The organism is Microbacterium testaceum (assembly GCF_020781835.1).
In the GTDB taxonomy this organism is placed as follows: Bacteria; Actinomycetota; Actinomycetes; order Actinomycetales; family Microbacteriaceae; genus Microbacterium; species Microbacterium testaceum_H.
Genome location: NZ_JAJGNJ010000001.1, coordinates 397,780 through 411,296, shown reverse-complemented (window position 1 = coordinate 411,296; position 13,517 = coordinate 397,780). Strand labels below are relative to the sequence as shown.

Genomic DNA, 13,517 nt, shown 5'->3' with positions numbered 1-13,517 from the left:
GGTGGCGATCGCCCCCTACGCTCTCGCGCGCTTCCGCCGAGGGGATGCCGTGCACGTCGGCCTCGTGGCCGACGACCGCATCCGTCCCCTCGGCGCGGAGGAGCTCGGTGGCGGCCTGAACGATTTCCTGGCCGCCCCCGACTGGGAGCGCATCGCGGCTCTGGTCGGCGCGCCGGGGGAGTGGCATCCGCTCTCGGAGGTCACTCTCACGGCCCCCGTCGAGCCGCGGCAGGTGCTGCAGACCGGCGCCAACTACCGCCAGCACGTCATCGAGCTCGTGGCGGCGGGTCTGACGCAGAACACCGACCGCACGCCCGAGGAGGCCCGCGCCTTCGCGGCCGACATGATGGACGAGCGCGCCCGCAGCGGCGAGCCGTACTTCTTCATCGGTCTCACGGCGTGCGTCGTCGGCGACGACGTGCCGCTCGTGCTGCCGAGCTACAGCGAGGTGCACGACTGGGAGCTCGAGCTCGCGGTCGTCATCGGACGCGAGGCGTTCCGCGTCTCACGCGAGGAGGCGCTCGACCACGTCGCCGGGTACACGATCGTCAACGACATCACCACGCGCGACCTGGTCTTCCGCGCGGACATGAAGGAGATCGGCACCGACTGGTACCGGGCGAAGAACGCGCCGGGATTCCTGCCCACCGGTCCGCTCCTCGTGCCCGCCGCGTTCGTCGACCCCGCGGACACCCCGGTGCGGCTCGAACTCAACGGACAGGTGATGCAGGATGCCAACACCTCCGATCTTCTCTTCGATGTGCCGGCACTGATCTCGGCGGCATCCCAGACCCATCCGCTGCTGCCGGGCGATCTGCTGCTCACCGGGAGTCCGGCCGGTAACGGACAGCACTGGAAGAGGTTCCTGCGCGACGGCGACGTCATGGCCGGGACGATCGGGGTGCTGGGCACGCAGACCGTCCGGTGCGTCGCGGAGGAGGTCGCGTGAGCGCGCCGTCCGAGAGCCCCGCCGACCTCGACCGGCACAACCCCGAGGCCGAGATCGCCGCGCGCGCCGAGGCGTACCGGAACTGGGGACGCTGGGGCGAGGACGACGTGCTCGGCACACTCAACTTCATCGACGCCGCGAAGCGCCGGGAAGCCGCCGCGCTCGTGCGTGAGGGGCGCTCGATCTCGCTCTCGCAGCGCTTCGACACCGACGGGCCCCAGAAGGGCTGGCGCCGACGCACGAACCCGGTGCACACCATGACCGACACGGGGACGGATGCCGAGCGCGGCAACCAGGGGTTCCCCCACGGAATCGGCGGCGCCGACGACGTCATCGCGATGCCCCTGCAGTGCTCCACGCAGTGGGACGGCCTGGGGCACATCTTCGACCACGGGTTCGCCTGGAACGGGCGGCGGGCGGGCGACGTCGTCACGAGCGACGGCGACCTCGTCACGGGCATCGAGCACGCCGCCGACGTCATCGTCTCGCGCGGCGTGCTCCTCGACGTCGGCCGCCATCTCGCGCCCGAGACCGGCGAGCTCGCCGACGGCTACGCCATCACCGCCGCCGACCTCGACGCCTGCGCGGCCGCGGAGGGCGTGGCCGTGGGCCGCGGCGACATCGTGCTCGTCCGCACCGGCCAGTTCACGCGCGTGCAGCGCGAGGGGTGGGGTGACTACGCGGGAGGCCCGGCCCCCGGTCTGTCGCTCACCACCGCCGGGTGGCTTCACCGGACGGAGATCGCCGCGATCGCCACCGACACGTGGGGCTTCGAGGTGCGGCCGAACGAGTTCGACGTGCCGGCCTTCCAACCGCTGCACCAGGTCGTGATCCCCAACCTCGGGCTCACGATCGGGGAGATGTGGAACCTCGACGCGCTCGCCGAGGCGTGCGCGTCCGCGGGACGCTGGGAGTTCCTGCTCTCGGCGCCGCCGCTCCCGATCACCGGTGCCGTCGGGTCGCCGGTGAATCCGGTCGCTCTGCTGTAAACCTGATTCCCTCGTCGCAAGAACAGAGAGGTTCTGACATGACCGCCGTCCAACGAGTCGCCGTCGCCGGCGCCGGCGTCGCCGGCCTGGCATCCGCCATCTTCCTCGCCAAAGCGGGTGTCGACGTCGACGTCTTCGACGCGCAGCCCGCGCTGCCCACGCGCGGGTCGGGCATCACGCTGCAGGGCAACGCGCTGCGCGTGTTCGACGAGCTCGGCGTGTGGGACGAGGTCGCCGCCGCGGGCAAGCCGTTCGAGGGCTTGAACCTGCGCGCCCCGGGGCCCGGCGCGCCGATCGTGGCGTCGCTGCCGGACCTCAAGACCGGCGGCCCCGACTACCCGTCCACGATGGGCATGTCGCGCCCGGACCTGGCCCGCATCCTGCTCGACGCGGCCGAGAAGAACGGCGCGCGCGTGCACTTCGGGCGCCGCGTGACCGGCCTCACGCAGACCGCGGATGCCGTGGACGTGGACATCGACGGAGAGCCGTTCGGCACGTACGACCTCGTCATCGGCGCGGACGGCCTGCACTCGACGGTGCGCGAGCTGATCGGCATCCACGTCGCTCCGGAGCAGACGGGCATGGGCATCTGGCGCACGTTCGTGTCGCTGCCCGACGAGGTCGACCGCAGCGAGCTGTACTACGGCGGACCGATGTACATCGCGGGGTACACGCCCACCGGCGACGACACGATGTACGCCTTCCTGGTGGAGAAGGCCGAGGACCGCTCGGGCGTCTCGTCCGAGGACGCGCGTCGCATCATGGTCGAGCAGTCGCGCGCGTACGACGGTCCGTGGAACTCGATCCGCGCCGACATCGAGGCGGGCGCCGACGCGAACTACACGTGGTTCACGCGGCATCTCGTCGACGCCCCCTGGAACCGCGGCCGCGTCGTCGTCATCGGCGACGCCGCGCACAGCTGCCCGCCGACGATCGCCCAGGGCGCCGCCCAGGGCTTGGAGGACGCCGCGGTGCTCACCGAGCTGCTGGTGGGTCGGGATGCCGTCGACGAGGCGCTGTGGGACGAGTTCCACGACCGTCGCATCGCACGCGCGTCGGCGATCGTCGACGCCTCCGTGCAGCTGGGGCAGTGGCAGCTGGACGGCGTCCGCGACGCCGACATGGGAGGCCTCATGTTCCGCGTGGCCCAGCTCACGGCGGCGCGCGCATGAGCGAGGTCGTCGACGTCCACGCGCACCTGCTCATGCCGGGGCTGCACGCCGAGGTGGAGCGGCGGGTGCCCGAGGAGGTCGAGGCCGCGGCCGAACTCGAGCTGCGTCGCAACGGCCTGGCGAGCCTGCAGGCCTCGGGGCGCATGATCGGCGAGCGCTTCCCCCGCCTGACCTCGGTCGACGCGCGCCTGGCCGCGATGGACTCCCAGGGTGTCGACCGGCAGTGGGTCAGTCCCTCTCCGAACCACTTCTACCCGTGGGCCAACGAGGGGCTGGCGACGTGGACGACCGGTGAGGCCAACCGCCTGATCGCCGAGCACGTCGCTCAGGCGCCCGACCGTCTCGTCGGCCTGGGCACCGTGCCGCTGCAGCACCCGCACCTCGCCGTCGACGCGCTCGATGACGCGGTGCTCGGGAGGGGGCTCGCGGGCGTGGAGATCTCCTCGTTCGCGGGCGACGTCGAGCTCAGCGACGATCGCCTGGAGCCGTTCTGGGCCCGTGCCGCGGAGTTGCGCGCCGTGGTCTTCCTGCACCCCTTCGGCTGCTCGCTCGACGAGCGTCTCGACCGGTTCTACCTCTCGAACACGGTCGGGCAGCCCGTGGAGAACGCCGTCGCGCTGTCGCACCTCATCTTCGCGGGCGTTCTGGATCGGCATCCGGGCCTCCGACTGATCGCGGCGCACGGCGGAGGCTACCTGCCCACCGCGATCGGCCGCTCGGACCGCGCGTGGAAGGTGCGGCCCGAGGCGCACGAATGCGCCCACGCTCCGTCGAGTTACCTCTCGAAGCTCTGGTTCGACACCGTGGTGCATGACGAGCGGGCGCTGCGCTGGCTCGTCGAGGCGGCGGGCGCGGACCGGGTGCTGCTGGGCAGCGACTTCCCGTTCGACATGGGGCTCGACGACCCCGTCGCGTTCGTGCGCGGCGCGGGGCTCCCCGACGACGCGGTCGACGCGATCCTGGGCGGCAACGCCGAGGCGCTGCTGCGGACGCGGGTGAACGCGTGAGGATCGCGCGGTGGGCCGACGGCGCCGACGTCGGCGAGGGGTTCGTCGACGGGACCTCGGTGATCCCGTTCCCCGACGGACTGCGCGTGGCCGAGGTGCTGGCGCAGGGTCTCTCCGCGGCTTCGGCGCTGTACGCGCGGCGGGCCACCGCGGCGGCGCGGCCGCTGGCCGAGGTGCGGCTGCTCGCCCCGCTCGTGCCGGCGTCGATCCGTGACTTCGTCGCGTTCGAGGAGCACGTCGAGGGGGTGAGCGCGTCGGTCGACGGCAAGAGCGAGGTCGTGCCCGAGTGGTACGACGCACCGACGTTCTACTTCACGAACCCGCACACGGTCCGCGCGACCGGCGACGTCGTGGCGATCCCCGAGACGCAGCGGCTGGACATCGAGCTGGAGCTGGCCGCCGTGATCGGCGGGGTGCCCGGATCCGAGGGCGAGAACCTGGATGCCACCTCCGCCGCCGCCCACATCTTCGGCTACACCGTGATGAACGACTGGTCGGCGCGGGACCTGCAGTCGCGCGAGATGAAGGTGCGGCTCGGCCCTGCGAAGGGCAAGGACTTCGCGATGACCCTCGGTCCGTGGATCGTCACGGCCGACGAACTCGACCCGTTCGTGGATGCCGACGGGTTCCTCGCGGTGCGCGCCGAGCTGTTCGTCAACGGCGAGCTGATCGGCGCTGACCTCGTGTCGAACATGGGCTGGCCGTTCCCGGAGCTGGTGATGTACGCCGCGCGGAACTCCGTGGTCGTCCCGGGTGACGTGCTCGGGTCGGGGACCGTCGGCAACGGTGGATGCCTCGGCGAGCTGTGGGGACGGCGCGGGGCCCTCGACCCGCGGCCGCTCGAACCCGGCGACGAGGTGCGCATGGTCATCGAGGGCGTCGGCGAGATCGTCAACGTCGTGGGGGAGCGGGTTCCGGCGCCGCCCGTGCCGCGGGCGCGCGAACGTTCGCGCGCGCGGTTCCGCGAACATCCGGCCGTCGCCGGGGGAGCTGCGACCGCGCGATGACCGAGCTCCGTCTCCCGGGCATCGCCGGACACCTGTTCGTGGTGACCGGCGCGGGGCGCGGGCAAGGCGCCGAGGAGGCGCTGAGGCTCGCCTCTCTCGGCGCGGACGTCGTCGCCGCGGACCTGGCCGACGACGCGCCGGAGCTGCGCGATCGCGCAAGAGATCTTCCGGGGGAGCTGCAGTACCGCCGCCTCGACGTCGCGTCCGAGGAGGACTGGGCCGCGCTCGCCGCGTCCGTCCAGGGGCGTCGCGTTCGCGGGCTCGTCAACAACGCGGGCATCACCCATCGCGCGCGCATCGGCGAGCTCGTCCGCGCCGACTGGGACCACGTGATGGCCGTCAACGTCACCGGGGCCATGCTCGGCATCCAGGCGCTCCTGCCCCTGATGGATGCCGGCGCCTCGATCGTCAACATCGGCTCCGTCGCGGGACTCACCGGGCACTACACGGCGGCATACACCGCGAGCAAGTGGGCGCTGCGAGGGCTCACGCACGCGTGCGTGACGGAGCTCGGGCCCCGTGGCATCCGGGTGAATCTCGTGCACCCGGGCTTCATCCGCACCCCGATGACGGCGTCCGCGCCGCCCGCGTTCGCCGAGGCGAGCACCGCGATCATCCCGCTGCAGCGCGTCGGTGAGCCGGCGGACGTCGCCGACCTCGTCGCCTTCCTCCTCTCGGATGCCGCGGCGTTCATCACCGGGGCGGAGGTCGGGGTCGACGGGGGGCAGGCGCTCTCAGGGGCGGCCACGGTGCTCTCGACCGCACTCCGCTAATGTTGAAAATCGACATAAGCCGGGTATGATGGACATGACGTCGGGGCCCACCGGGTCCGTTCGCCCGGTGAGGGAGCCGGAGCGGCACACACGGTCGCGTCGATCGCCCGGTCGTACGGGCGCCCCTCGCATGACTCTCTCCCCCGCGCGGCTGCGCATCCTCGTCGCCGCACTCCTCGCCGTGTCGTTCCTCGGCGCCCTCGACCACACCGTCGTCTCGACCTCGCTCGCCACGATCGCCGGCGATCTCGGCGCGCTCGAGCACATGGGCTGGATCATGGTCGGCTACACCCTCGCCGCCACCGTGATGCTGCCCGTGCTCGGCAAACTCGGCGACGTCGTCGGCCCGCGGAGCGTCTTCCTCGTCTCGCTCGGGCTGTTCCTCGTCGCGTCACTCGCGTGCGGCTTCGCCCCCGACCTCGGCTGGCTGATCGCCGCGCGCGTGGTGCAGGGGCTCGGATCGGCGGGGCTTCAGCTCATGTCGCAGACGATCATCGCCCGGGTCACGAGCCCTCGTCAGCGCCCGCGCTACATGGCCATCATCGGCACCGCCTTCCCTGTCGCGATCGTCGTCGGGCCCGTCGTGGGAGGTCTGATCACCGACTTCTGGGGGTGGTCGTGGGTGTTCTGGATCAACATCCCGATCGGCCTCGCCGCGTTCGCGCTCGCCGCCGTCGCGGTGCCGCGCCTCCCCGGGGGAGCGCACCCCCGCTTCGACATCCCCGGGTCGGTCGTGTTCACGGGCACGCTCGTGGCCCTCGTGCTCGCGGTGACCTGGGTCGGCGACGACGCCCTGCGTCCGACGGCGCTCGCGTGCGCGGCGGCGGTGGTCGTCGGCATCCTGGCCCTCGTCGTCATCGAGCGTCGGGCCGCCGAACCGATCCTGCCGCCGCGCATCCTGCGCAACCGCACGATCCTCGCCTGCCTCGGGCTCTCGCTCATCGTGGGCGCCGGCCTGTTCGCCATCGTCGCCTACGTGCCGACCTACATCCAGATGGCCTACCGCACGACCGCGACCCTCTCGGGTCTCGTGCCGATCGCGACCGTGCTCGGCATGCTCGTCAGCAACCTGCTCACGGGGTGGCTGGTCAGCCGTTCGGGCCGGTACCGCTTCTACCCGGTGTTCGGCACCGTGCTGGCAGCCGTGGGGCTGGCGGCCATGGCGGCGCTGCCCGTCGGGCTGCCGCTGTGGGTGCCCATGGCCGTGATGGCCATGGTCGGCATCGGCACCGGCTCGTTCACGAACCTCATCTTCGCCGTCGTGCAGAGCGCGGCCGCCCGCTCCGACCTCGGGGCCGTCACGGCCACCACCAACCTCGTGCGCCAGGTGGGCTCGGCCGTCGGCACGGCGGTCGTCGGCGGCGTGGTCGGCTCCGGCGTCGCCGCGAGTCTCCCCATCGGACTGGATGCCGACACCCTCACCCCCGCGGTGGTGCGCGCCGCGGCCCCGGGCGTGCAGGACGCCGTCGCGGTGATCTACCATGACACGTTCGCGCCGGTGTTCCTGGGGCTCGCGCTCGTCTACGTCTGCGGGATCGTCTTCGCCCTGCTGCTGCCCGGCGGGCGCCTCTCCGACGAGGCACCCGCACCCCTCGTCGCCGTGTCCGATGCGGACCGTCAGCCTGCTTGATCTCAAAGGAGAGAACATGTCCGACACCCCCACGATCGCCGTCGTCGGCAGTGGACCCATCGGCGCCGCCTACGCCCGGGTGCTGCTGGAGTCGCTTCCGCACGCGCGCGTGATCATGTTCGAAGCGGGTCCGCAGGTCACCGAGCGCCCCGGCGAGAGCGTGCGCAACATCGCCGACCCCGACGAGAAAGCCCGCGCCCGCGAGCGGTCGCAGGGACCCCAGGCGGGCGAGTACCGCGACTCGCTCGGCATCCCGTCCGGCACCATCGTCGAGGGCATGTTCACGGCGCGTCAGGGCACGCATCTGCTCGACTTCGGCGGAGAAGGCTCAGCGCACGCGCCGACCTTCCCGGCGGCGGCCGCCGCCACGAACGTCGGCGGTCAAGGTGCGCACTGGACGTGCGCGATCCCCCGACCGGCCTTCAGCGAGAAGCTCGACTTCATCGCCGACGACGAATGGGAAGACCTCATCTCGACCGCGGAGGATCTGCTGCACAAGCAGAGCGCGGCGTTCTCGGACTCACCCGTGGGCGCTGCCATCCGCACCCTGCTCGACCGCGAGTTCGGTGCCGAGCTGCCCGAGGGCTACGGCGTGAGCACCCTGCCGGTCGCCGGCGATCCGCAACCCGACGGCACCATGCGCTGGGCCGGGACCGACACCGTCCTGGGGCCGCTCATCGAGCCGGGCACCGACACCGCGGCACGCTTCGAGTTGCGTGACCTGACGCTCGTCCGGCGCATCGAGCACGACGGCGCGCGCGTGCGGGGTGTGCTCGTGGAAGACCTGCGCACGCACGAGGAGTCCCTCGTGCCGGCCGACGCGGTCGTCGTCGCCGCGGACGCGTTCCGCTCCCCGCAGCTGCTCTGGGCGTCCGGCATCCGCCCGGCGCCGCTGGGCCGCTACCTCACCGAGCACCACGTCGTCATCGGCACCGTCGTCCTCGACGGTGAACGCATGAGTGAGCTCGTCTCCGACGACGAACTGCAGGCCGAGCTCGCCCGGCGCGCGATGAACCCCGCCGACCCGGTCGCCGCGGTCAATCGCATCCCGTTCTCCGAGCCCCACCACCCCTACTCGGCGCAGATCATGTACGCCGAGACCCCGCCCTTCCCGCTCGACCCCGCGCACCCGGCCGCCGGGAACCGCTGGGGGTACATCAACATGGGCTTCGGCGTGCGCAAGTTCCCGCGCGTCGAGGATGGCGTGACCTTCAGCGACGACGAGCTCGACTACCGCGGTCTGCCCAACTTCACCATCGAGTACGCCCTGACCGACCGGGAGGATGCCGAGATCGCCGAGGCCACCGAGCGTCTGCGTCGCGCCGGCGCCGCGTTGGGCTCGTTCATCGCCGAACCGCGGCTTCTGCCGAACGGCTCGAGTCTGCACTTCATGGGGACGATGCGCGCGGGCACCGATCCGGCGACCTCGGTCGCCGACCCCTACTCGCACGTGTGGGGCTTCGAGAACCTCGTGGTCGGGGGCAACGGTCTCATTCCGACGGCGAACACGATGAACCCGACGCTGACGAGCATGGCGATCGCCGTCCGCGGCGCGCGCCGGCTCGCGGAGGAACTCGGCGGTGCGGGTGCGGCGGCGGTGGATACCGGCGAGCTCGCGAAGGCCTGAGGAGGGCGAGCCCCGACTCGGCCGTGCGCGGGTGCGGATGCCGGTGGCGACCCGGCCGTGCGCGGTCGCGGGGAACGGGCGATGCGCGGAGAACAGGCCGATCCTGCGCGGATCGCCCCGTTCTCGGTGCGCAGCCTGCTCTCGCGTCGTTCGGGACCGGCGGGCGCCGCCCCCAGCCGCCCCACCCGGCGGCTCGACCGATGCGAGCCCGGGATAATGGAGGCGTGGAACCCTGGGAGATGCGCGAGTGGTTCCAGGAGTTCCTCGACACGCTCAACCGTCATGATCCCGAGGCGCTGCGGGAGTTCCTCGCGCTGGACGTGCGCCGCGCGCACCTGCCCGCCGGCGCGGATGCGTGGGTCTCCGAGTACGCGGATCTGCTCCGCGGGTTCCCCGACTGGCAGTGGCGCCGCATCCAGGTCCTCGTCGAGGATGACCGGATCGCCGTCCACCTGCGCGGGAGCGGCGCCCATTCCGGTGTGTTCCAGCACGTGCCCCCGACGCGACGGCGCGTCAGCATCGCCTCCTTCGCGATGTACCGGATCGTGCGCGGGCGCGTGGTCGAGGCATCCGGAACCGACGACGCCGCGGCGATCCGCGCCGCTGTGCTGTGACCGCTCGTCCGTCACGGGGATCGGGCCGTCGGCGGGTGCCGGTACGTTCGAAGGGTCCCCGTTCCGCGGGGCAGGAGGACAACCCGAATGACTGGTGACGATCGCCCCGGTGCCGGGATCGTGTGGTCGCGCGTGGAAGAAGGGTTTCACGTCGCGAGCGCGCGTGGGGTGTTCCTCGGGTACATCGATCGCGAGGCCGATGGCACCTACTGGGCGTACAACCGGCGCTCGCGTCCCATCGGACGCTTCCCCGGATTGATCGCGGCGATGACCGCCGTCACCCACGCGCACATTCAGGCGACCGCCGTCCCCCCGGTCATCGAACTGCGTCAGGTGCCGGACGCCTTACCCGGGTCGGCGGTGCACTGATGACCGGGGCCCTGTTCTCGATGACGTCTTCGAGCACCGCCGTGCCGCGGAGTTGATGCTGTGGTTCCGCGTGCGCTCGGTGCGAGGGGCCGCGTAGCCGACCGCGGCGCGATCCGGATCGCTTAGGAGCGGGCGGGTCCGACGATGGCGGTGACGAGTCGGTCGACGACCGCGTCATCCAGGGGCGAACGGCTGAGGACCCGCAGGACGAGGGCGCCGACGAGAGCCTCGGCGAGCTCGACGTACGGCGTGTCCGGTCGGAGGTGGGGCTCGGTGCCGGCGGCAGCGCGGAGTCGGGCTGCGAGCGAGTCGGCGTCGGCGAGGCTGTCGCGCAGCCGCCGTCCGATGTCGGCGTTCTCCGTCGCGGCGGCGATCAGCGAACGCATGAGCGGCTGACCGGAGTCGCTGTCGACGACGGTCGCGATCGAACGCAGCCAGGCGGTGAGATCGTGACGGATGTCTCCGGTGTCGGGGAGGGCGAGCTGCTCAGGCAGCAGCGCCCGTTCGAGCAGGCATTCGGCGACGATGTCGCTCTTCGACGGCCACCAGCGGTAGATCGTCTGCTTGCCGACGCCGGCGCGGGCCGCGATGCCCTCGATCGTCAGGTGGTCGTAACCGCGCTCGGCGAAGATCTCCGCGGCCGCCGAGAGGATCGACCGGCGTGCGACCTCGCTGCGGACGGGACCGCTTCGTGTCTGGGCCATGGAGCCTCCTGTCAGTCGAGACGAGACGGTGCGTGTTATCTTTCCACGGGCAGCCTATGCCCCTCGTGGCCTCGGCTGCGGGCCACCGAGTCTACGAGCCGAAGGATGCCGATGGCCGAGCTGTTGCACCGCCTGGGGACGTTCGCCGCACGGCGCGCGTGGATCGTCATCGTCGCCTGGACGCTGATCCTGGCCGTGACCGTCGGCGGCTTCCTCGTCGGCTTCAAGGGCCTGTCGTCGAGTTTCGACATCCCCGGAACGGCATCCGGGGACGTCATCGCCGAGCTCGAGAAGGAGCTGCCCGACTTCAGCGGCGCGAGCGGCACCATCGTCTTCTCGACCGGAGACGGTTCGCCCCTCAGCGACGATCAGCGCGACGAGATCACCGCGCTCGTCGAGTCGGCGCGCGACCTGCCCGACGTGGCCGACGTCATCGACCCGTTCGCGACGTCCCAGGAACTCGCCGACCGTCGCCAGCAGGTGCAGGACGGGCGCGCGCAACTGGACGCGGGTCGTGCGCAGGCCGAGAGCGGCCAGCAGCAGATCGATGCAGCGCGTCAGCAGCTCGAGGCGGGCCAGGCCCAGCTGGATGCCGCCCGCGCGCAGCTGCAAGACGCGCCGGAAGCGCAACGCGCCGCCGGACTCGCCGCGATCGAGCCGCAGCAGGCGCAGCTCGACGCCGGGAAGGCCGAACTGGACGCCCGTGAACAGCAGGTGCGCGACGGCTTGGCGACCCTCGACGCCTCGGAAGCCCAGCTGGAGCGCGGGGCCGAGCTGTTGTCGTACGCCGACGGCATCCGCGTCGTCTCGGAGGACGGATCGACCGCGATCGTGAACGTCTCGTTCACCGAGCCCCGCCTCGAGCTCGCCCAGGAGTCGAAGGACGCCGTCATCGAGCACTTCGAGGCGACCCCGATCGACGGTGTCGAGGTGGGGATCTCGACCGACATCTCGCAGGGCGTCCCCGAGATCCTCGGTGTGGGCGAGGCCATCGGCGTCGCGATCGCCGCCATCGTGCTGGTCGTCGTGCTGGGCTCGGTGCTGGCCGCGTCCTTCCCCATCGTCACCGCGCTCGTCGGTGTCGCCATCGGCGCCATGGCCACGCTGTCGTTCTCGGGCGTGATCCAGATGGCATCCGTCACCCCGTTCCTGGGCGTCATGCTGGGGCTGGCAGTGGGCATCGACTACGCGCTCTTCATCGTGTACCGCCATCGGCGTCAGCTGCTCCACGGCGCCGACGTGGTCGAGTCCATCGGGCTGGCCAACGGCACCGCGGGCACGGCCGTCGTCTTCGCCGGGACCACCGTCGTCGTGGCGCTCATGGCCCTGAACATCACCGGCATCCCGTTCCTGGGCCTGATGGGAACGGCCGGGGCGATCAGCGTCGCGATCGCCGTCCTCATCGCGGTCTCGCTCATCCCGGCGTTCCTCGGGCTCGCCGGGCGGCGGGTGCTCGGCAAGCGCGCACTCGCGCGTGCCGTGCAGGCCGCCGACACCCCCGAGACGCCGCGGTCGCGGGTGCGGCCCATGTCCGGCACCCGGGCCGTTGTCACGGTGGCCGTCACGATCGTGGCGCTGCTGGTCATCGCGATCCCCGCGCTGTCGATGCGGCTCGGGCTGCCCGACGGCGGCTCCGAGGCCGAGGACTCGACGGCGTACCGCGCCTACACGATCACCGAGCGCGAGTTCGGCCAGGGCGTGAACGGCCCGCTCCTGGTGACCGCCGATCTGCCCGAGGGGCTCGACGACGATGAGGTGCAGGACGCGCAGCTGGAGGTCGCGCGCGTGCTCGCCGCGCAGGACGACGTCGTCGCGGTCGCTCCCGTCGCGGTCTCCGACGACTCGCGCCTGGCGGCATTCCAGGTGGTCCCGAGCGAGGGCCCGAGCAGCGAGTCGACCGAGCGTCTCGTGCGGGATCTTCGCGCGCTGCCACCGGTCGACGGCGACATCGCGCTCGGGGTCGCCGGCCAGGCGGCCATCAACATCGACATCTCCGAGGGGCTCGCCGACATCCTGCCGCTCTACCTCGCGGTGGTCGTCGGACTGTCGTTCCTCATCATGGTCATGGTCTTCCGCTCGCTCCTCGTGCCGCTGGTGGCGACCGGCGGGTTCGTGCTCTCGCTGTTCGCCACCTACGGTGCGGTGACGGCGATCTTCCAGTGGGGCTGGTTCGGTCCGCTCCTCGGCATCCATCAGACCGGACCGATCCTGAGCTTCCTGCCGGTCATCCTGGTCGGCATCCTGTTCGGGCTCGCGATGGACTACCAGCTCTTCCTCGCCACCGGCATGCGGGAGGCGTTCGTCCACGGGTCGCCCGCGCGGCTCGCCGTGGCGCAGGGCTTCCGCGCCGGACGCACCGTCGTCATCGCCGCAGCGATCATCATGATCGCCGTCTTCGGCGGTTTCGTCACGAGCGAGGCGGTGATCATCAAGTCGTTCGGCCTCGGCCTCGCGGTGGGTGTGCTGCTCGACGCGTTCGTCGTCCGGATGCTGCTGATGCCCGCCGTCATGCACCTGCTCGGCCGGTCGGCGTGGTGGCTGCCCCGCTGGCTCGACCGCATCATCCCGAACGTCGACGTGGAGGGTGCTGCGCTCGAGCGGCGGCATCCCGCGCACCACTGAGGCCGGGCGCGGCCCGCCCTGCGCTCAGCCGCCGTGCGGGCGGCGGGCGGCGCC

At 71.7% G+C, this 13,517-nt stretch carries 12 protein-coding genes; 11 read left to right on the top strand and 1 reads right to left on the bottom strand.

The window, feature by feature from the left end; translation table 11 throughout:
• The first annotated feature begins 1 nt into the window (after nt 1).
• The 10 genes from LL239_RS01955 (at nt 2) to LL239_RS01910 (ending at nt 10,137) form a co-directional block, all read left to right on the top strand.
• Nucleotides 2-949 (top strand): fumarylacetoacetate hydrolase family protein, encoded by a 948-nt coding sequence (locus tag LL239_RS01955; protein ID WP_228161752.1) that lies wholly within the window; start codon nt 2-4, stop codon nt 947-949.
• Entirely contained in the window at nt 946-1,938 is a 993-nt protein-coding gene (locus LL239_RS01950; protein ID WP_228161751.1) for a cyclase family protein, read from the top strand. Before LL239_RS01955 ends, LL239_RS01950 begins: the two co-directional genes overlap by 4 nt.
• A gap of 38 nt (nt 1,939-1,976) precedes the next feature.
• A complete protein-coding gene (locus LL239_RS01945; protein WP_228161750.1) occupies nt 1,977-3,110 on the top strand; it encodes an FAD-dependent monooxygenase in 1,134 nt (377 codons plus the stop codon).
• On the top strand, nt 3,107-4,117 hold the full coding sequence (locus tag LL239_RS01940; RefSeq protein WP_228161749.1) for an amidohydrolase family protein: 1,011 nt from the start codon (nt 3,107-3,109) through the stop codon (nt 4,115-4,117). Before LL239_RS01945 ends, LL239_RS01940 begins: the two co-directional genes overlap by 4 nt.
• On the top strand, nt 4,114-5,124 hold the full coding sequence (locus tag LL239_RS01935) for a fumarylacetoacetate hydrolase family protein (protein ID WP_228161748.1): 1,011 nt from the start codon (nt 4,114-4,116) through the stop codon (nt 5,122-5,124). Before LL239_RS01940 ends, LL239_RS01935 begins: the two co-directional genes overlap by 4 nt.
• Nucleotides 5,121-5,897 (top strand): SDR family NAD(P)-dependent oxidoreductase, encoded by a 777-nt coding sequence (locus LL239_RS01930; RefSeq protein WP_228161747.1) that lies wholly within the window; start codon nt 5,121-5,123, stop codon nt 5,895-5,897. Before LL239_RS01935 ends, LL239_RS01930 begins: the two co-directional genes overlap by 4 nt.
• 130 nt (nt 5,898-6,027) lie before the next feature.
• A complete protein-coding gene (locus LL239_RS01925; protein WP_228161746.1) occupies nt 6,028-7,527 on the top strand; it encodes an MFS transporter in 1,500 nt (499 codons plus the stop codon).
• 16 nt (nt 7,528-7,543) lie between these two features.
• Complete coding sequence (locus tag LL239_RS01920) at nt 7,544-9,154, top strand: GMC oxidoreductase (RefSeq protein WP_228161745.1); 1,611 nt, start codon at nt 7,544-7,546, stop codon at nt 9,152-9,154.
• A 224-nt stretch (nt 9,155-9,378) separates the two neighbouring features.
• Nucleotides 9,379-9,768, top strand: coding sequence for an ester cyclase (locus LL239_RS01915; protein WP_228161744.1), 390 nt, complete (start codon nt 9,379-9,381; stop codon nt 9,766-9,768).
• Nucleotides 9,769-9,855: 87 nt separating this feature from the next.
• The gene (locus LL239_RS01910; protein WP_228161743.1) at nt 9,856-10,137 is read left to right on the top strand and encodes a hypothetical protein; all 282 of its coding nucleotides are present in this window, start codon (nt 9,856-9,858) and stop codon (nt 10,135-10,137) included.
• A 122-nt stretch (nt 10,138-10,259) separates the two neighbouring features.
• Here LL239_RS01910 and LL239_RS01905 read toward each other — a convergent pair whose 3' ends face one another.
• The gene (locus tag LL239_RS01905) at nt 10,260-10,841 is read right to left on the bottom strand and encodes a TetR/AcrR family transcriptional regulator (RefSeq protein WP_228161742.1); all 582 of its coding nucleotides are present in this window, start codon (nt 10,839-10,841) and stop codon (nt 10,260-10,262) included.
• A gap of 111 nt (nt 10,842-10,952) precedes the next feature.
• Between LL239_RS01905 and LL239_RS01900 the strand changes: the two genes are divergently transcribed.
• Nucleotides 10,953-13,463 carry an MMPL family transporter gene (locus tag LL239_RS01900; RefSeq protein ID WP_228161741.1) on the top strand — a complete coding sequence of 837 codons (2,511 nt, stop codon included), beginning with the start codon at nt 10,953-10,955 and terminating at the stop codon, nt 13,461-13,463.
• Nucleotides 13,464-13,517: the final 54 nt, after the last annotated feature.

Bases quoted from the DNA above. Each gene is read 5' to 3' on its own strand.
- LL239_RS01910 (WP_228161743.1), top strand. From the start codon at position 9,856: ATGACTGGTGACGATCGCCCCGGTGCCGGGATCGTGTGGTCGCGCGTG.
- LL239_RS01930 (WP_228161747.1), top strand. From the start codon at position 5,121: ATGACCGAGCTCCGTCTCCCGGGCATCGCCGGACACCTGTTCGTGGTG.
- LL239_RS01905 (WP_228161742.1), bottom strand. From the start codon at position 10,841: ATGGCCCAGACACGAAGCGGTCCCGTCCGCAGCGAGGTCGCACGCCGG.
- LL239_RS01945 (WP_228161750.1), top strand. From the start codon at position 1,977: ATGACCGCCGTCCAACGAGTCGCCGTCGCCGGCGCCGGCGTCGCCGGC.
- LL239_RS01925 (WP_228161746.1), top strand. From the start codon at position 6,028: ATGACTCTCTCCCCCGCGCGGCTGCGCATCCTCGTCGCCGCACTCCTC.
- LL239_RS01940 (WP_228161749.1), top strand. From the start codon at position 3,107: ATGAGCGAGGTCGTCGACGTCCACGCGCACCTGCTCATGCCGGGGCTG.
- LL239_RS01920 (WP_228161745.1), top strand. From the start codon at position 7,544: ATGTCCGACACCCCCACGATCGCCGTCGTCGGCAGTGGACCCATCGGC.
- LL239_RS01900 (WP_228161741.1), top strand. From the start codon at position 10,953: ATGGCCGAGCTGTTGCACCGCCTGGGGACGTTCGCCGCACGGCGCGCG.